General features: G+C 44.0%; 13 protein-coding genes. All 13 read left to right on the forward strand.

The window, feature by feature from the left end:
* Position 1: 1 nt before the first annotated feature.
* Positions 2 to 1,789, forward strand: a complete 1,788-nt coding sequence (locus tag AC58UX_RS01845) for a hypothetical protein (protein WP_497249145.1) — start codon at positions 2 to 4, stop codon at positions 1,787 to 1,789.
* Entirely contained in the window at positions 1,789 to 2,862 is a 1,074-nt protein-coding gene (bglB, locus tag AC58UX_RS01850) for a beta-galactosidase BglB (RefSeq protein ID WP_497249147.1), read from the forward strand. Before AC58UX_RS01845 ends, bglB begins: the two co-directional genes overlap by 1 nt.
* Positions 2,863 to 2,916: 54 nt before the next feature.
* Positions 2,917 to 4,848: a DUF8769 domain-containing protein gene (locus AC58UX_RS01855; RefSeq protein ID WP_497249149.1), complete on the forward strand. Its 1,932-nt coding sequence runs from the start codon at positions 2,917 to 2,919 to the stop codon at positions 4,846 to 4,848.
* Between the two features lie 36 nt (positions 4,849 to 4,884).
* Complete coding sequence (locus tag AC58UX_RS01860) at positions 4,885 to 7,155, forward strand: glycosyl hydrolase family 95 catalytic domain-containing protein (RefSeq protein WP_497249151.1); 2,271 nt, start codon at positions 4,885 to 4,887, stop codon at positions 7,153 to 7,155.
* 39 nt (positions 7,156 to 7,194) lie between these two features.
* On the forward strand, positions 7,195 to 7,803 hold the full coding sequence (locus AC58UX_RS01865) for an SGNH/GDSL hydrolase family protein (RefSeq protein WP_497249153.1): 609 nt from the start codon (positions 7,195 to 7,197) through the stop codon (positions 7,801 to 7,803).
* A 105-nt stretch (positions 7,804 to 7,908) separates the two neighbouring features.
* Positions 7,909 to 8,580: a GntR family transcriptional regulator gene (locus tag AC58UX_RS01870; protein ID WP_497249155.1), complete on the forward strand. Its 672-nt coding sequence runs from the start codon at positions 7,909 to 7,911 to the stop codon at positions 8,578 to 8,580.
* Between the two features lie 78 nt (positions 8,581 to 8,658).
* Positions 8,659 to 9,336 (forward strand): RraA family protein, encoded by a 678-nt coding sequence (locus AC58UX_RS01875; protein WP_497249157.1) that lies wholly within the window; start codon positions 8,659 to 8,661, stop codon positions 9,334 to 9,336.
* A 156-nt stretch (positions 9,337 to 9,492) separates the two neighbouring features.
* On the forward strand, positions 9,493 to 11,247 hold the full coding sequence (locus tag AC58UX_RS01880; RefSeq protein WP_497249159.1) for a sensor histidine kinase: 1,755 nt from the start codon (positions 9,493 to 9,495) through the stop codon (positions 11,245 to 11,247).
* Between the two features lie 8 nt (positions 11,248 to 11,255).
* Positions 11,256 to 12,836: a response regulator transcription factor gene (locus AC58UX_RS01885; protein WP_497249161.1), complete on the forward strand. Its 1,581-nt coding sequence runs from the start codon at positions 11,256 to 11,258 to the stop codon at positions 12,834 to 12,836.
* Positions 12,837 to 13,018: 182 nt separating this feature from the next.
* Positions 13,019 to 14,341 carry an ABC transporter substrate-binding protein gene (locus tag AC58UX_RS01890; protein WP_497249163.1) on the forward strand — a complete coding sequence of 441 codons (1,323 nt, stop codon included), beginning with the start codon at positions 13,019 to 13,021 and terminating at the stop codon, positions 14,339 to 14,341.
* Positions 14,342 to 14,600: 259 nt separating this feature from the next.
* On the forward strand, positions 14,601 to 15,299 hold the full coding sequence (locus AC58UX_RS01895) for a carbohydrate ABC transporter permease (protein WP_497249165.1): 699 nt from the start codon (positions 14,601 to 14,603) through the stop codon (positions 15,297 to 15,299).
* A gap of 1 nt (position 15,300) precedes the next feature.
* On the forward strand, positions 15,301 to 16,131 hold the full coding sequence (locus AC58UX_RS01900; protein ID WP_497249167.1) for a carbohydrate ABC transporter permease: 831 nt from the start codon (positions 15,301 to 15,303) through the stop codon (positions 16,129 to 16,131).
* Positions 16,132 to 16,146: 15 nt separating this feature from the next.
* Entirely contained in the window at positions 16,147 to 18,816 is a 2,670-nt protein-coding gene (locus AC58UX_RS01905; RefSeq protein ID WP_497249169.1) for a glycoside hydrolase family 38 N-terminal domain-containing protein, read from the forward strand.
* Positions 18,817 to 19,158: the final 342 nt, after the last annotated feature.

Consider the following 19,158-nt stretch of genomic DNA (forward strand, 5'->3'; position numbering starts at 1 on the left):
CATGAACATCCCAACAGATCAAGTTTGGCGGGAAATGTGGGAGCAATATGGCTGCAGCAACCTGAATGTAGTGGACGGACTAGTGAATATTGGCAAGCCGGGACATACAGCCGAGGCTTCTAAGGCTCTAGAGGCGCATTGCGGTAGAACAACTGCAGCATATTACGTTGTTGGTACAGCTTTAGGTGAGCTGGATGAGAAGGAAGGCTTGCACATTCTACAAGCACTTGCAGAATTGCAATTTACCGACAAGCAAAAACCGCATTATGGAGCCTTTCGCTGGTATCGGGAAGAGACACGGGTCAACGATTCGAATGCAGCGTTCTTTATTCTCATGCCGCTTGTCGTGCTAAGGCTCTACTTGGAAGATCTTGTGCCAGCGACTCATCGTGAGGTGCTGGATCGCATGATGGATCACGGTGCCGCTTGGTTCGAGCATGAATTAAAGGAACCGATCTTCTATTATACGAACAAAATCGTAAGCGACGGCGCGCTGTTGCTAGCGATTGCGCGAATTCGTCGCTTGCCGCATTCCGCTACAGCAGGCGTGACTTTCTTCGAGCAATGGCTCGATTATACCGATCGAAGAGGATGGGGCTGGGGAGAGAATATCAGCCTGATTTATATTCAGATCACACTGAATGCACTCCGCATTGCTAATGTATCATTGTCAGCTAATAATCGCGATGTGCACGAGAGAATTCAATCTGTGATGGAAGACTTAATTAATTATGTTCGTTTCCATGATGGCTTCGAATTTGTTCCTACGATCCGCAGCTATAATACGGAAGGTGAGCTTCATCCGAGTAGCCTGATGTGGAGAATCGCTGGGCTAGGGGTGCCGTACTCGATAGAAGCGAGGTCAGATGTGAGTCTATGGAACGGATTGACCTATCTGTTGTTCGAGGAAGAGCTGCTGCAGGAGAGCGAGGTCCTGAAGCTACCGGCCCCACGAAGCCGTGCAGAACGGATCATGGATTCGAGCTATGCAAATACCTGGATCGGCGTTACTGGCCGACTTGGCAGTGTTAACCGCTTCCCAGTTATCGCGGGATCTTATCAATGGTCAACTTGGGGCTTAGCTTGGCAATCGTATCCGGTATCGCTGGCGGTAGAAGGTCACCAGGTCTCTTATCTGCGCTGGTATGCACATGATGGTGAACGTGTAAGAACACATCCAGCGTCTTACCAGAAAGCTTATTTAGGTCCAGCGCTGTTCAAGGAATCGTGGTACCCCGATACCCAGCTCAGGTCGGCTCAGCAGAACCACGCGGTATTGGTTGTGCGCAGCATGAGCCGAATTCATAACGAAGCAAGCGAGCTTGCCGATGAGTGGGTTGTGAATGGTTGGTCAGGGGAAGTGCGCACAGTAGCTGGCGCTGATGGACGCCAATGGACCATCCTCCAATATCCGCATTCGGCCGTATTGATCGCACCGCTTCAAGGCATTGCTTATGGCGAGACTGCTCGCCAAGTACCTGTGATTCATCCCGTTCTGGAAGGAGACACGCTCCGCTTGAGGCAGATGTTATATGCAGGTGAAACGAAACTGTTACAGCAAGCAAGGTTAGAAGTAGGCTGGGCGATATATTATGCAGAAGGCATTAGCAGCTTGAGTAAAGCAACAGAAGTGGCAACTCACTTAAGGCTTGTAGAGGCTTCTTATAAAGACGGAGAAGTTCCACGAGAAAGTTACATGGAAATCAGGAGTGCAGCATTGTTTGAAGGAGACACGAAGCTGGTAGAGATTGTGATCGACCCCCATAAATTAGAAAGCGGTGAAGCGTAATGCATACAACAATCGATCTTAACAAAATGGAAACCCACGCAATCATTGAAAAAGTCATTGGGCAGCTCAAGCATTTGCAAGGCGGCGCTGTAGAAGAAACGTGCCCGATCGGTATTATTTCCATGGAGAACTGGGAGTGGCCGCAGGGTGTGGGGTTATTTTCCCTTTACTTATATTATCGCCAGACGACAAGACAAGATATCAAGCAGTATTTGATCGACTGGTTTGATCGCAGAATTGCCGAAGGACTTCCTTCCAAAAATGTTAATACCATGTGTCCGATGCTGACGCTAAGCTTCCTCGCCGAAGAAACAGGGCGTGAAGATTACATGGCACTTTGCCGTGAATGGGCTGAATATGCGGTGAAGGAAATGCCAAGAACGGAAGAAGGCGGCATACAGCACGTTGTCTCTGGTCATTTAAATGAAGGCGAAGTCTGGGACGATACGCTTTACATGACCGTGCTGTTCGTGTGCCGCATGGGTCTGTTGCTGAATGAGCAATCTTTTATCGACGAAAGCGTGTATCAATTCCTAATGCATCTCAAATATTTGACCGACCGACGCACAGGATTGCTGTTTCACGGTTGGACCTTTAACGGTCGTCATCACTTTGCAGATGCGTTGTGGGCGCGCGGTAATTCCTGGTACACGGCAGGGCTCGTCGATTATCTGGAAATGGTGGAGCTTCCAAAGCCGGTTGAACGTTTGCTGCTCTCCGCGCTGGAGCAACAAGCGGCGAAGCTTGCCGAGCTGCAAGCGGAGGACGGCATGTGGCATACGCTGCTAGACGATCCGAATTCCTATACGGAAACATCGGCCACGGCTGCTTTTGCCTATGGCATCTTGAAGGCGGTAAGAAAGGGCTACCTGCCTGAGTCCTACAGAGAAGTCGGCTCCAAAGCGTACGCCGCTGTCGTATCTCAAATTGATGCGGAAGGCGTAGTGAACGGCGTATCTTACGGGACTGGGATGGGGCGCACGTTGCAGGAGTATCGCGATATTCCAATTTGCCCGATGCCGTATGGTCAATCCATGACGCTGCTCATGCTGACTGAGGGATTGGAACACTAAAGCAGATATTAATTCCGCGCTTGCGGCTGTTGATAGATGTAGGAGGGAGTACACATGGAAAAGACATATTATGACTTACAAGGGCAAAAGGAGAGAGCAGACCAGATTCTTGGTCTGCTCGTCCGCTATCATTTGCACGATTTCAATGCGGAAGGCCAGTATACAGGCCCCGATACAGTATTCGGTATTCGGGAGCGATTATGGTTTGGGTATACGTTCCTGGCTGAAGGCTCAGAGCGCGCTCGCGCGACGGGGAACATTATTATTGAAACGAGCAACTATCATCATTGTCACTTCGCACCGAAGATTGTCATACAACTTATCATGAAATATGGCGATCGATTGACCGCTGGAGCTAAACATAGGCTACTCAGTTATCTGGAAGAGTCCATCGACGAATGCGCCATAGAAGAAATGGACTTTGTCGGCGTCAATGACAATTTCCCTTGCATGAGCACCTACACTGCGTTGCTCGGCGGCAAGCTTCTGTCGCGACCTGATATTGTCGCGATCGGTGTGAAGCGTTTGCATCAGTTAAAGAGTATGCTGACGCGCAGAGGTTTCGTCAGTGAGTACAACAGTCCTACCTATACGGGAATTCAAATCGAAACATTGGCTAGTTTGGCCGAACATTTGGAGGATGCAGAACTGAGACTGATTGCGCTGCAATGCGAGGAGCGCCTGTGGGCCGATCAATTGGCGCGTTTGCATTTTCCTACCTCGCAAGTTGCCGGACCGTATACACGCGCTTACACCGTGGATTCGACGGGGCATAGGATACACGCTGGTATTTACTCGGTGCTTGGCGACCTGCTGCCCGTCAATCCGCTCAATACGATATTTGCTTCTCGGAATGTAGAGCCAGGATACCAGCTTCACCATAATATGGCGTTTGAGCACGTGACGATAGCCGCTACGATGTGTACGACCTACCATTGCCCGGAAGAGCTGGTTCAGCATGCGCTGAACAAGCGCTATCCGTATGAAATAACAGGCACATCCGAATTTTCTTCTTCATCGGACGACCATTCTGGGCCATCTGATCACGATCCCGTTTTGGCGGCGGACTTGGTTGAGTATCCCGCAGGCGTCGGCTCGAATACGACTTATATGACGGAGGATTACGCGCTCGGCACAGCGACACATGAATTTCATAACGGAGATCAGACGAATTCCTTTCATCTCTTGTTGCGTCGCGATCCTTCACAGGAACCTTCCCTTCGCAATGCTCGGGCTGTATACCCTAAATACATCGTGAATGAGAAGAAGCCTGGGCAGACGAACGAGTATGAGCGGATGTCGACATCTGCAGGGGATTATCACTTGTGGGATGAAGGGAGGAAGCTGGCTTTCCAGCACAAGCAGACAGCTATGGTTCTTTATAAGCCGAAGCGTTTTGGCCGATTGAATGTAACGAGCCTGAAGCTGACCGTCCTAATGCCATGCCCATACAGCGAGCCTGACGAAATCTGGCTGGGGGATCGGAAACTGGAAGATTTGACGGGAGAGAGTCTGGAGCTTTGTCCGGTCTACGTCAAAGACGGCGCCGTTTATATGGCGTTTCATCCTTTGCAGCTTACCAATCATGGCAGACAGGCCGCTGTCCGAGTAGAAAGAGTAAATGGTTATCTGACGTTGTCCTTCTATAACTACGAAGGCGAAGCGCGGGATTTTGATCCGCAGACATTTGTGTTAACGGGTAATGGTTTCGTCGTGCAAGTTTCCAGCGAAGTTGAGTCAGGGGGCTTTGAAGCGTTTCGTGAGAGGGCTAGTCAAGCACAGATTGAGGATAAAAACATATCAAGCCCACACTCCCGCCGAACAGTGTTGAGACGAACAACATTCCAGTCAGAAGACGTAACTCTCGCTTGTGAATATAGCCCGATTAGCGAGGGGATCCGCTATCTGGAAGTGAACGGGCAGGCGTTAGCGAATGAGAAGCTTGCCATTACCGGGTATGATGTGAGCAGACTGCCGTTTATGTAATTGGTACTCGCAACCAATGTTAGGGAGGAACCCAAGATGAAAGACAAGATGAAGTTACCTGATTCCTTGCACGATCTGCGTTTTGTGAAGCCGATTAGGAAATGGGATGAGGCACTGCCGCTTGGCAACGGTTTGACAGGCTGTCTCATCTGGGGGGACGGAGCTCCGCTCAGATTCAGTCTGGACAGAGGAGATTTATGGGATAAGCGGCCTGCGAAGGAGACGCTTGCCGAAGATTACAACTATACGAATTTAATTGAACTGGTGCAAAAGAATGATCATGAGGGCATTGTCAAGCGATTTGAACAATTCTATATGAATCGTGCTACGCCTACCAAACTTCCAGCTGGCAGACTTGAGCTTAATTTTGGCAGGCCCGCCGATCACATTGAAAGTCATCTGCAGCTATACACGGCGACGAGCGAAGTGAAATTAACATTTGGCGAGCAGTGTGTGAGCGTAAGTTCCTATCTCCATGCGAATCAATCTTGCGGTTTTATCCGCATTTCAGGAACAGTTTCTCTGCCAGAAATTCGGGTCATTGCGCCAAAGTATGCTGATGAGGAGTCTGGAAGCGAAGCGAAACCGACATCGTTATTGAAAATGAGTCTTGGTTTGCTCGGCTATTCTCCGGCTGTCATGGTAACAAACGGCCAGTTGAGCTGGTTTCACCAGCAAACTTCGGATGAATCCTCTTACGCAGTCGTCATGGGACAAACGATGATCGATACAGAAACCATGGAGATTGCATATATGGTAGCATCGAGCGCAGATGGGTCCGAGTGGTTGGAAGATGCAAAGCGCAAGGTGCTCGAAGCACTAAATTCAGGCTTTGAGGCATCCGCAGCAAGCCATCGCGCATGGTGGCACACATTTTGGTCCAAAAGCGCTGTTGCGCTTCCTGATAAGGAATGTGAGCGTATGTGGTACTTGGCCAATTATTTCCTCGGCTCCTGCTCGCGCAAGGGGGCTCCGCCAATGCCGCTGCAGGGTGTATGGACGGCCGATCATGGATTGTTGCCGCCGTGGAAAGGTGATTATCATCATGATTTGAATACGCAAATGAGCTACTGGCACTACATGAAAGCGAATCATCTTGAAGAAGGAGAAAGCTTCCTGGATTTCTTATGGGACTTGATACCTCAGGGTCGAAAGTTTGCCCGAGAGTTTTTTGACGCACCTGGCGTCTGTCTTCCATCAGTTATGAGCATTGACGGTCAATCACTTGGCGGTTGGGTGCATTACAGTACGAATCTGGTCAATCAAATGTGGCTTTGTCAAGCCTTTGATCACTACTGGCAATACACAGGAGATCAGGATTTTCTTCAAAATAAAGCCTACGTGTATTTCAAGGAAACGGCAAGCTGCATTAGGCGCTGGCTGAAGCCGGGAGATAACGGAAAGTTGGTATTGCCGCTTTCCAGCTCGCCAGAAATTCATGATAACAGTCTGAAGGCGTGGCTGCATCCCAACAGTAACAACGACTTGGCTTTGCTGAGATATTTTTTCGGCACGTTGGCAGTATGGGCGGAGCAGCTTCAATACGACTTGGAAGCGGCGGAATGGCAGTTGGTACTTGAGCAGCTGCAGGAGCTGTCTGTGAACGACAAACATGTACTCATGCTCAGTCCAGATGAATCGCTTCAAGAATCACATCGGCATTTATCCCACGCAATGGCCATTTATCCGTTGAGGTTGATTCAATACAACAGCTCAGAGCGGGAACGGCAGATCATCGATGCAACTATCCTTGATTTGGAACAACTGGGCAAAGGGGCTTGGGTTGGATTTTCATTCGCTTGGATGGCTAATCTCTACACTATTCAGGGCAACGGAGAAGCTGCTCATTGCCAGCTAAAACTATTCTGGGAGCATTTGTGCTCGCCAAACGGCTTTCATTTGAACGGGGATTACAACAATCGGGGAATTACCGCATATCACGGGCGCCCTTTCACACTTGAATCGAACATGGGGGCGGCAGACGCCCTGCAGGAGATGCTGCTGCAAAGCGACAAGAACCTTCTTAGGTTGTTCCCTGCGATTCCTCAGCAATGGCGCGAAGAAGGTGTAAGCTTCTCTCAATTAAGAGGCGGCCAAGGCGTATTGGTGTCAGCCGAAATTCGTAAAGGACGTCTCGCGTTCGTGGAGCTTGTCGCGGAGCGGGAGGGAACCTTTCATCTGCAGAACGATTTTGGAACAGAGAAACTCGATATTGATCCGCTAAGTGATGGGGTGTGTACGAATAATATCATAACAATCAAGTTGTACAAAGGTCAGCGCTGCTTGATTGCTCGCCACTCCAGTTAGGCCATTACGCTGAAATTATAGTATAAAGGAGTGTTTTACATGCAACATTTGAATACAATTGCTAATCTGGAAGCTGGCAAAAGCCAGTGTATCATTACGTATGGAACGAGCTTGACCGATGGAGCAGCCTGGGTGGAGGATATGAATGCTCAGCTGCAGGAGCGCTATCCGGGACTTGCTACTGTCATCAACAGTGCGAAAGCCGCCATGTGGTCGCAGTGGGCGATCGACAACTTAGCAGAAAAAGTACTCGCTCATAAGCCCGATTTGGTTTTTATCGAATTTGCTATCAATGACTCTTATTTGCCGTATGAAACGACCCTTGATCAATGCAGAAGCCGTTTAGAATCCATGATTGATCAGATTGTAGCAAGTAATCCTGCCTGCGAAATCGTCCTGATGACCATGAATCCTCCTGTAGGAGGTTCGCTGGAGGTACGTCCTATTTTTAATGATTATTATGATGTATACCGCTTGGTTGCAAAAGAAAGAGATCTGCCTATAATCGATCATTATGAACAATGGAATGCGATTCTCCAGCATAATCCGGAGCAGTTTCATCAATGGGTACCAGATAGCATTCATCCGATTCCCGAGGGGAGCCTGGCGGTTACGGCAAAAGGGGTTCGTGAATTGTTATTTAAGTAGTATTTTTTTAGCCGAACCTACTTGAATTTATCTACGGAAGTCGGTAAGATATAACTGAAATCTGAAATTTCAGATTACCCTGCTTAGTGTGAAAGGGGGGAGCGTATGTACGAATTAGAGCATACTGAACTTTCAGATAAAGTATATCATTTACTTAAGAAAAAGATTTTAAACCGTGAGTTTGTTGGTGGGCAAAGATTAGATATGAATGACCTATCACAAAAAATGAACATCAGTCGAACACCTCTGAAGGATGCGGTCAATCGTCTGGTTCTTGAAGGTCTAATGGAAGTAAAGCCTCGGTCAGGGACATTTGTTGCGAGTTTAAAAATTTCGGATATCGAAGAGGTTTCCGAAATTCGCTTAATGATTGAGCTGTGGTGTGTGTCTCATCTTACGGAGTTGAAAGCGCAGAAACTTGCTGGAACACTTGAAGAAATCCTTGAAAGTTGTAAAGAGACATTGACTGTAGAGCCCTTTCCTTTTGAAAATTTTCTTGAATTGGATGTTAGATTCCATCATGAAATTGTTCAGGCTGTGGACAATCAGCGTATGCTGGAGCAGTATAGGTCCATTAACAGTTTTCTGCATGCTGCAAGGATCTATTTCTTTCAGAGCTATGAACGTTCTTATACGGGGCATGACGAACACATCGCAATTGTACAGGCAATTAAGCGTTACGATTTACAAGATGCCTGTGCAAAGCTTGAAGAGCACATTTGGAATAGTAAGATCAATATGATTGATCACTTAAGTGAAAATGGAGGGGGCTTATAACGAGTTCCCTTTCTATTTTAACTTAAACTGAAATTTCACATTTCACATTTTAACTACATTGATAGAGGAGATAAAAAGATGAAAAATACTAAAGCGACTTCCATTGCAGGATACGATTTCGATTTTTTGGAGCAAAAATTATATTCGGCGGTTATTGGCGACATTTTGGATGATTTAGGCTATCGCAATCAAACCTTCGGTGCAGGACTACGCTTGATTGATCCCAACCTGAAAATAAGCGGCCGCTCTTTCACAGCACAAGCCACCAAAGTATATTCCATTCCAGTGGAGCCTTACAAATTGCAAATGGAAGCGATCGATGCGGTTTCACCTGGGGAAGTGTTTGTCGTTTCAACAGGGGCACCTGATGAGGCTGCGTTCTGGGGCGAATTAATCTCTACAGCATGCCGAGCACGCGGAGGCAGAGGCGCAATCGTTGATGGTCTAAACCGTGATACGGCTAAAATTTTGGAGATGAAATTTCCTTTGGCCGCAAGAGGTCAGGTACCTACGGATTCGAAGGGGCGGGTTAATCTAATCAATTATCAAGAGCCGATTGAGATCGACGGCGTACGCATCCATCCTGGGGATTATGTGTTTGCAGATATCGACGGTATTGTGTTCATTCCTCAAGCTATTGAGGAGGAAGTGATTGAGAAGTCTCTGGAGAAGGTTGAAGGAGAGAATTTAGTAAGGAAGGCCTTACAGGACGGCATGCTATGTACGGAAGCTTTTAAAACTTTTGGGATTCTATAAAAGGACTTATTCATTTCATTTTAAAAGAGGGGCGTTCTTGGACGGCATTACAATATTGGCTTGGAGCCGTTCTCTAGCTACCCGACGCTTGGGCTTGAAGAGGCTATTCGCAACGAAAGGATGCTTCTTTTTATTAACAAAGGAGGTATGAATTTTTTGCAGAACTTCATCAAGAAAATGAACTCATCATTATTCGCAAAAGTATTTATAGCTGTAATATTCGTTCAGTCAACCCTCATTTTGTTAGGTGGTCAACTGAACATCATCCGAGTAGATCATTTTATCCAAGATCGGGAGTACGAATATGCGCGTACCAATTTACGTGATATCCAGGATAGTTATAATCAAAAATTACAGCAAGTACGATCCAATGTATTTTCTTTGTTTTTTGATAGTAGTCAAAGCGAATCTGTTTTGGAGAAAATCAAGAGATACACAGGAACAACTCAAGTTGAAGATCTAAAGCTGAAGGCGGAGATCGAGCAATTTTTACAGTCGATGGCTTATGCGGATATGACTACCCAATCGATTTTGTTTGTTAGAATGAAGGATGAAGTGAAGTTTTCGTTCGTCAGATATTTTGATCCAAGTCGATTGACTAATTTCAAAAAAATGATATCGCTTTCAAATGAGAACTACCTTAAGGTCGTTCCATTGGGAGAATCTGGTTTAAGTGTAAACCCTGCTGAAAATGTACTGGTCTTTGTTTTAAAGGTAAACGATCCAGTTGATCTTACTAACAGTCAACCTATTGGTTATTTTATAATCAGCATGAGTACTGGCTTTCTGCAAAAAGCTACGGATCATCTCAGATCGGATTCTATGGTCGAATTAAAAAATGCTAACGGCAGGATTCAGATGTGGGGAAACTCCATTTCGATGAACGCGCGTAAGGATATCATCGATACGGAACAACTCGCTTCGGACAATTTCTTTGTTTCTCAAGTTAGTAATTCGATGGATGATATGGTTTTTAGGATCCTGATATCCAAAGAAAACTTGATTGCTAATATACGGGCAATGAAAAAGAATCAATGGATAACACTTACGGCTATCGTCTTATTAAACGTATTCGTTGCTTACTACATTTCTAGAGTTTTATCAAAACGGGTTAACACTTTAACACGAAATATGCATAAATACAATCCAGGCGAGTTTATTCAACCGATCACGATAATGAAACAAGATGAATTCACGATTCTTGAAGGTACCTACAATCAGTTGATCCATAAACTAACTGAATTTATCCAAAAAGAATATATTCTTGAGATTAAATCGAAAGAAGCGGAATTACAGTTGCTGCATTCTCAGGTCAACCCGCATTTCTTATCCAATATGCTCGAAATACTTCGCATGCAAGCCATAAAAGAAAATAATCTCGAGCTGTCTGACACGATCTACGGTTTAAGCGAGATCTTCAGATGGAACATTAGAAATAAAGAAACGGTCGTAACGCTTTTTGAGGAAATATACTACGTCGAATATTATTTGAAGCTTCAAAAATTCCGTTTTCCTAAACTGCATTTTCGTATCGATTTTCCATCTTATCTTCAAAATCAACGAATCGCCAAATTTTCTGTTCAGCCGATCGTCGAGAATATTTTCAAACATGCGATGAATAGAGGAAAAGAAATTGAAATTGGGATCAAGGTATCAGAGGCTCATGATTTAGTCTTAGTTACAGTGATGGATAATGGCAAAGGAATAGCTCAAGATGACTTGAATCGACTCAGATTCGAGCTGGGCAAGCCATTATACGATTCAACAGATTCGCCTTCCGTTGGAATCATGAATGTGCATGCGAGATTACGTTTAATCTTTGGAGAACAATATGGATTGGATCTTCAAAGTGAGATCGGCAAAGGCACTGAAATAACCCTGCTTATTCCAAAAATCGAGGTGAATCCATGAGTCATTATATGAGAAAAGTAATCATCGTCGACGATGAACCGCTGATACGAGAAGGTTTGTACGCCATGATGGATTGGGAAAGTCTGGGATTCAAAGTAGTAGGCTTGTTCGAGGACGGGGAAGATGCATGGGAATTTCTTCAAACGAATAAGCGAATTGATGTTGTTATAACGGATATTCAAATGGATGTATGCACAGGACTTGAGCTTCTGCGTAGGATTAGAAGCGCGGATTACCCGTCAAGGGTTCTGATCATTAGTGGTTACGACGAATTTCAGTATCTCCGAGAAGCTATGATGAGGGGCATAGACAATTATTTGTTAAAGCCGATAAATAAAGATGAACTTATACGATCACTGCAACAAATTCAGGAAAGCCTACTTACGGAATATCGGAAGTCGCGGGAAATATTCGAAGGCATGTTACTCATGAAAAATAATATGCTGAATCAAATCGTGATGAATACGTATTCGATTCGAGACGTCAATGAGAAGTGCGAAATGTTGAACATTAATCTTCAAGATGGCGGGTTTCAAGTTGTTGTTATGGACACGATCACCCGGCAAAAGAATGTCCCATTGTTAGCAGAGCGGCAATTAAGTACATTTGCTATTCGTAATGTTGCCCAAGATACGATTGGGAAGAATCATAGTGTATATATTTTCGAGAATCAAAACAGCCAAATTATTTTCTTATTCACAGGTATGGAACGAAATAGCCAATCCAACTTACATAAACGAATGGAAGAGATCGTTTCTGTCGTGCAAAGTGTTCTGAAAATTCAAGTCGTCGCATTCATAGGCAAGCTCTGTGCGTTTTGGAGAGATATTCAACATTCTTATCAAAGTGCGATAGAATTGTATGATTATCGATATTTCGTAGATACTGGATCAGTCATAGATTACACGAAGAAAAATGTGGAAACAAAGAAAGACGCCTTATCCAAGGAACTTGGCATGAGTCATTGGAATCAATTATTGGAAAAGCAAGCGTATGAGGACATTATCACTGAACTTGAAGGTATTGGAAATCTATTACAAGACATACAAGTGCGAGATGTTCACATGATCCGAACTGTATTCATCGACTTTGCCATATTATGTTTGAGTAAACTTCGCGAAATGGAATTTGAGATTCTAGAGCACTTTAGCAATCTTCAAAAGTCTGTGGATGAGCTTTTTAATGCGGATTCAATAGAAAAGTTGGTTGAGCGCTTTTTGCAATTATCTACGATGTTACTTCAAACTTTGCATAAGCTCAAAATGAATAAAAATACGAATATCGTGGAGAAAGTGATTAAATTCATTGATGTTCACTATATGGAACCCCTTACCTTACAGCAGCTTTCGCAGCAGTTCCATATCTCCACGCCATATCTAGGAAAGCGATTGAAAATTGAATTGGGAAAGCAATTCAATGAATATTTGCATCATGTCAGAATTAATAATGCCAAAAATATGTTGTTGATCTCCGAAGATAGCGCTAAGGATATTGCTGAAAAAGTCGGCTACATGGAGCCTAATTACTTTTACAGCCAGTTCAAAAAAATGACTGGCAAATCACCTATGGATTTTAGGAAAGGAATATAGTTCAGAAAGCAACCATGCTTTGGGATCTTCATCATATCCTGAAGCATTTTTTTCATATCAAAGAGTCGATTTGGAAATGAATTAATTTATATAGTCGAACATTAATTTCAGTACTTTTTACATCTATTGAATGAATTTATACTTGTAATTGTAAAGCTAATTACTTAACAGGGGGTATTGAAGTGAAAAAGAATTTAATTGTAGGTCTATCTTTAATCGTCTCAATGACTATCGCTGGATGCGGCAAAACGACCAATGAAGCGTCGAATGCAACAACCGCTGCATCAACAGTTCCATCAGCAGCGGCCTCGACTCCAGCTGCTCAAGAGAAGAAGGCCGAACTCAATGTGCTGGTATTCGAAACACCTAACTTGACAGCACAGTTTTGGGATGCTGCGATCAAGAGATTTACGGACAAACATCCTAATATAAAAATTAACAAAATCGTATCCCCAGATGCCGACCGTACGAAGTATGCAAAGCAGTTGCTTGCTACTGGTCAATTCCCAGATGTCTTAATGTCTATATCACCACAAGATTTCCTTGCCTCAAAATCGATCATGGCATTCGATGATCAGTACGTTAAAAAAGTGCCAGGCGCAGACAAGCAAGCAATTGACGGAAAGGTTTATCAGCTTGCTTGGGGCGCGCAAACGATCTCTTACATTTACTATAACAAAAAAATGTTTGAAACCGCAGGTGCGACTGAACCGAAAACTTGGTCGGAATTCGTGGACGTTACTGCAAAGCTTAAAAAATCCGGCGTAACGCCATTGCTGTATGGTGGCGCTAAAGATCCTTGGTCAACAACATTCATGCTGGATGGCATTATCAGTGCAGATGTCTATGGCAAGGTACCTGACTGGGTCAGCAAACGCAAAAAAGGCGAAGTGAAGTTCTCCGATCCGTTATTTAAAAACGCTGTAACGAAGTGGAAGAGCCTGTACGATTCGAAATCTTTCAATGAAGATGGATTAAGCATCAGCTATTCTCAACTGCAAGACGCATTTCTAAAAGGCAAAGGCGCGATGTATCCTATGGGATCCTGGTTCGTAGCTGCTGCTGATGGGCAGAAAGATATCGAAGTTGGGGCATTTCCGATACCTACCGAAGATGGATCTGTTATTATTCCGTATAATGTAGGAGGTCCTGCTTCTGTTAGTGCTTCTACGAAATTCCCAGTAGAGGCGCAGATGTTTGCAACAGAATTTGTGACGGATCCAGCGAATGTCGTTGAAGCAGTTAAATCTGATGCGTTAATTCCGCTAGAAGGACAGAAAGTAGATTATAAATATTCACCATTGTTCCAAAAAGTCATTGATATCAGTAATCAAGGCAAGAAAGTCAATCCATTCGGATGGGAAGGCGGCGACGCAGCCATGATTGCCGGTATGACGGATGAAATTAACAAATCCGCTCAGAACATCATTCTTGGCAAGTCCGTAGATTCCGAATTGGCGGCCTTGGATAAAAAATGGGATGAAATCGCTGCACGTACCAAATAAAGAGATGAACTAAACAAATAGATGCGAAATAAGGAGAAGGGGGAATTTCTCTTCTCCTTATTCTTTAAATCTGAGGGGTGTGGAGACACTGAACAACAAGAAAATTTCGAATTTTTTTCTCTTTGTATCTCATGGTCTGATTATTTACTTAGTTTTCGTCATACTTCCGATCATTCTTTGCTTTTACTACAGTTTCACAAATTTTAATCCGTTGTATCCAAGTTTTAAATGGGTTGGTGCTGCTAATTATTTGGATTTGATGAAAGACAACTTGTTCGGTCATGCTATCGTCGTTACTTGCCTGATTGCTTTCATCGTGACAATTGCCTCGAATTTATTGGGCTTACTTTCAGCTCTATTAGTGAACTTTAAAGGCTGGATTTACAACACAGCAAGAACAATCTTTTTCACCCCACAAGTATTAAGCCCCGTGGTTGTTGGTTTTATATGGTCTATTATTCTTACTGATGATGGCGTATTAAACAAAATACTGGGCTATATTGGTCTTGATGGGACGAGTTGGCTTGCGAATACAAATGTTGTTATTTATTCCATCATAGCCGTTATTGTATGGCAATCCATGGGTTTTTGTACGGTTGTTTTCTTGGCAGCGCTGCAGAGCATTCCGAGCGACCTATATGAAGCCGCTACCATAGATGGGAGCAATCGTTGGCAAAAGTTTAAACACATCACTTTTCCACTGCTTGCTCCAGGGATTACAATCAATACTGTCATGCTTTTAATCTCCAGTTTTAAGGTGTTCGATCATGTTGTTGTCTTGACAAATGGTGGACCGGGTACAACGACTGAAACCATTTCGTTGAAAATTATCAATACAGGATTTGTGGAAAATCAAATGGGATATGCTTCAAGCATGTCTGTTGTTCTGTTTTTGTTAATTGGCACTATTTCCGCTATTGTCGTCACGCTATTGAAACGCAGGGAGGTTGAATACTAACATGTTATCCGGATGGTTTGCAAGAACACATAAGTTGTTTACGATTTGCGTGACATTCGTATTCTTTCTTCCCTTGTACCTTGTGCTAGTCAATATTTTCAAGAAAAGTGATAAGGTCGTTGCCAATCCATTAAGCTTTCCAACGAATGTAACTTTAGAGAATTTAAAAGGCGTACTAGGCAGGCCTGATCACCTGATTTACACGAGCATGTGGAATAGTATTGTCATTACGGTAATATCGATAGTGGTTGTTGTCCTGTCCTCTTCGATGGTGGCTTATTATATTGTTCGAAATGATAGCAAGTGGACAAGATTCCTGCTTATCTTTTTCCTGTTCGGCCTCATGGTACCCACATCGATTATACTCATTCCCGTCGTTAAAGTACTAGTCGGATTTCATTTAATGAGTACGAAGATCGGGCTCATCGTATTTTATATGGGGTATTATGTACCTTTTGGGATTTTCATGTACTCAGGTTTCATTCGAACGATACCTCGAGAGCTTGATGAAGCGGCATCCATCGATGGATCGAGTACACTCCGAACCTTTTGGGGAATCATCTTCCCTTTGCTGGGTCCATGCACCGCGAGTGTTACCATTTTCATTGGCTTATGGGTTTGGAACGATTTTATGAATCCGTTAATTATTATTGGACCTGTTAAGGGCACAACGATCACAGCGGGAATTTATCGCGTCATCGGTCAATTCTCAGTGAATTGGGGGCAAATGTTTTCCATGATGTTCATAGCCTCATTGCCGGTTATTATCTTATATATAGCTCTGCAGCGGCAATTCGTGGAAGGAATAACTTCTGGTTCTTTGAAAGGTTAGGGGAGGACGAAATTTATGACGAAAATTAAAGAAGTGTTGGTTCTGCACCATAGCCATATGGATGTTGGCTATACGCATGCTCAGCCTATATTGCTGAAAATTCAGAAGAATTATATTGATCAAGCGTTAGATCTTTGTGAACAAACAGCTGACTGGGCCGAGATCAATCGATTCCGTTGGACCTGCGAGTCAAGCTATCCCGTATTGCGTTGGCTGGAAAATGCGAAGTCCAGTCAAGTCGAACGGTTCAAACATTTTTTGCATAACGGTCAAATGAGCATTTCTGCCTCCTATATGCATTCGACGCCGCTCTGTACGGCTGAAGAGATTGCAAAGATGCTATTTCCGGTTCGCCATTTGAGAAGTCAATTCGAAATCGAGATGAAAACCGCCATTCATCATGATATTAACGGCCAACCTTGGTCTTATAGTCAATTGCTGCTTGATGCTGGCATAGAGTTCTTCGTGATGGGTATCAATAACCACTTTGGTGGTGTTCCGTTTAATAGGCCGAATGCTTTCCACTGGGAAGCACCTGATCGCAGAAAGTTGCTTACTTTCAATGGCGAGCATTATTCATTATTCAGTCAAATCTGCAATGTCAATGCCAATAATACGGACATCATGTCCCAAGGACTTTCGAAATATTTACTAAAAATTGATGCGAATCCGGAGTATCCATTCGACTTTGTTTATTTGACTGCAACGAATTTGCCGCTATACGACAATAATCCCCCCGATCGTGAACTAGCTGGCTTACTTAAAACCTGGAATGAAGAAGATCGAGGGATTAAGATCAAATTCGTGACACCTGAGCAGTTATATGCAAGGGTGCGAGAACATGCATCGCAGCTGCCTGTCCATGCTGGCGACTGGACGGACTACTGGAACTTTGGCGCGGCAAGTTCTGCCAAGGAAACGATGTTAAATCGCCGTACGAAGCAAGGTATGAAAGCGGTCGAACTGCTTGATGCTTTTCAACGGGAAGAAGACAGTACTTTTATCGAAACAAAAAGCGAAGCCTGGAATCAAATCCTTTTGTATGATGAACACACGTGGGGTGCTCATAACTCGATATCTGAACCCAATCAATTAAGTGTAGATATTCAATGGGCACATAAGGCTCATTATGCTAATATGGCGAACAGTTTAACAGCATATGCATTAAATCATCATTTGGAGAAGCTTGCGAACAATCCGCTCCAATCGGAAGAACCGCAAGGGATTATGCTGGTTAACCCAACCTCGGTTACCGTTGATCATGACATTAAAGTTCCTGCCAGTTTCAAAACATCCGGAAGGCACCTTAGTGCCGATCGCATGCGTCAAGCGCTTATGAATCTCGACGCCTATCATGCGGGAACGAGCTATGGCGTGATCCAATTGCCTCCGTTTAGCTGGCGTAAAATTCCGTTTCATGCGCTGCAAGAGGTACAATGGTCAGAGGAGATTCAGATTGATCAAGGCATGATAGGAACAAACGGCGAGGGGCCGTGGCTCAGGGAGATTACGGTACGGGAAGGAAAGATAGAAACGCCATTCCATGTTTGCAAATGGGATCCTATAACGGGACGGATTACGAGTTTGTATGATAAAAAGCTTGACTGGGAAGTACTCGACCACTCCAGCCCTTGGACGTTATTTCAATATGTGCAAGAAACGGTTGATACGATCCATCATTCTAACAATCGAAGCGCAATTTTCCCGAGAGATGTTGAAAAAGGAAATAACAGCATCACCCAATGGAATCATGATTGGAAGGCTAAGAGACAGTCGTATACGCGCATGAATTCTTATCGCATTGAGAGAAGCGCGAATTGCGCGACTTTAATTATGAGTTGGGACGCACCAGGTGTGGAACAGTTTGAACAAAGATTTACTTTTTTTAATTACAAACAAGGGATTGAGATGAAAGCCTCTTTCTATAAGCAGGACATTACGACGCCTGAAGGGACATATTTTGCATTTCCGTTAAATCTGAATGCATGGCGCTGTCATTATGATACTGCCGGTCAGCTAGTGGAATTGGATGAGCAGCAGTTGCCGGGTGTGTGCAGAGACTATGTCACGTTAGATAAAAGCGTATCGGTTTACGATGGACATTATGGTGTTTCGTTAAGTTGTCCTGATGCGCCGCTTGTACAGGTGGGGGACTTTAATTTTGCTAAAGAGAAGCGAAATATTTCCAAAAATGAGAAACCACTACTATTGGCCTGGCCGATGAATAATTATTGGGACACCAACTATAGAGCCAGACAACCAGGGTTTTCCTCATTCACGTATTATTTGAATACCTACCAAACATTTGATCCTGCTGCTGTGATGATGACTTCTACCCAAGCCGTATCTCCAGTACTAGCAACGCCCGTTGTCGATTGTAAAGTAGAAGAAGTAGGTCAATTTTTGGAAGTTTGCGGAAATGGTGTTCAAGTGTTCGATGTGAAACCAGCAGAGGAAGGACAAGGTATTGTAGTTCGCCTTAACAATTGCAGGGATCAGGAAGTGAACGCACATCTTCATTTCCCGAACCGACAAATCGAAGCCGCCTTTGTGTCAGATACGCTGGAACAATATAAAACGAGCTTAACGGACATTCATAACAACGATCTTCAAGTGGTTGTGGCAGCAAAAGCAATACTTCATATTCGCATCATTTTTGAAGAGAGAGCTGATCAGGTGAATTAAGAAGAGTTAGCTTCTAACTGTGTATGCAGACCGCCAAATTGGTGGTCTTTTTCAGATGAATGTCTTATTTATTAGACAACTCCAAATGAATTATATTTGAGCGGTTTTCTGTGTACTGAAATTGGTCAATATCTCAACTAGAATCATACAGATGAGAAGTGCATTGAAGACGATGTGCAATTGGCAAGCAGAAAACATAATTAGCATCGCTGCCGTTGGACCAATGCTACAGTGGAGGGTCAAGATCTGCTTTTGGCGTAGAGCCTGAAACATTGCAATATACGTTGATGTTATAGGATAATATAGTGAAATAATACTATCTAACATTGTATTTTATCCTAA

The organism is Paenibacillus sp. J22P90 (genome assembly GCF_059692195.1).

Coding starts and splice junctions, on each gene's coding strand:
- AC58UX_RS01885 (WP_497249161.1), top strand. CDS start 11,256: ATGAGAAAAGTAATCATCGTCGACGATGAACCGCTGATACGAGAAGGT.
- AC58UX_RS01870 (WP_497249155.1), top strand. CDS start 7,909: ATGTACGAATTAGAGCATACTGAACTTTCAGATAAAGTATATCATTTA.
- AC58UX_RS01855 (WP_497249149.1), top strand. CDS start 2,917: ATGGAAAAGACATATTATGACTTACAAGGGCAAAAGGAGAGAGCAGAC.
- bglB (WP_497249147.1), top strand. CDS start 1,789: ATGCATACAACAATCGATCTTAACAAAATGGAAACCCACGCAATCATT.
- AC58UX_RS01895 (WP_497249165.1), top strand. CDS start 14,601: ATGAAAGACAACTTGTTCGGTCATGCTATCGTCGTTACTTGCCTGATT.
- AC58UX_RS01845 (WP_497249145.1), top strand. CDS start 2: ATGAACATCCCAACAGATCAAGTTTGGCGGGAAATGTGGGAGCAATAT.
- AC58UX_RS01900 (WP_497249167.1), top strand. CDS start 15,301: ATGTTATCCGGATGGTTTGCAAGAACACATAAGTTGTTTACGATTTGC.
- AC58UX_RS01875 (WP_497249157.1), top strand. CDS start 8,659: ATGAAAAATACTAAAGCGACTTCCATTGCAGGATACGATTTCGATTTT.
- AC58UX_RS01860 (WP_497249151.1), top strand. CDS start 4,885: ATGAAAGACAAGATGAAGTTACCTGATTCCTTGCACGATCTGCGTTTT.
- AC58UX_RS01905 (WP_497249169.1), top strand. CDS start 16,147: ATGACGAAAATTAAAGAAGTGTTGGTTCTGCACCATAGCCATATGGAT.
- AC58UX_RS01865 (WP_497249153.1), top strand. CDS start 7,195: ATGCAACATTTGAATACAATTGCTAATCTGGAAGCTGGCAAAAGCCAG.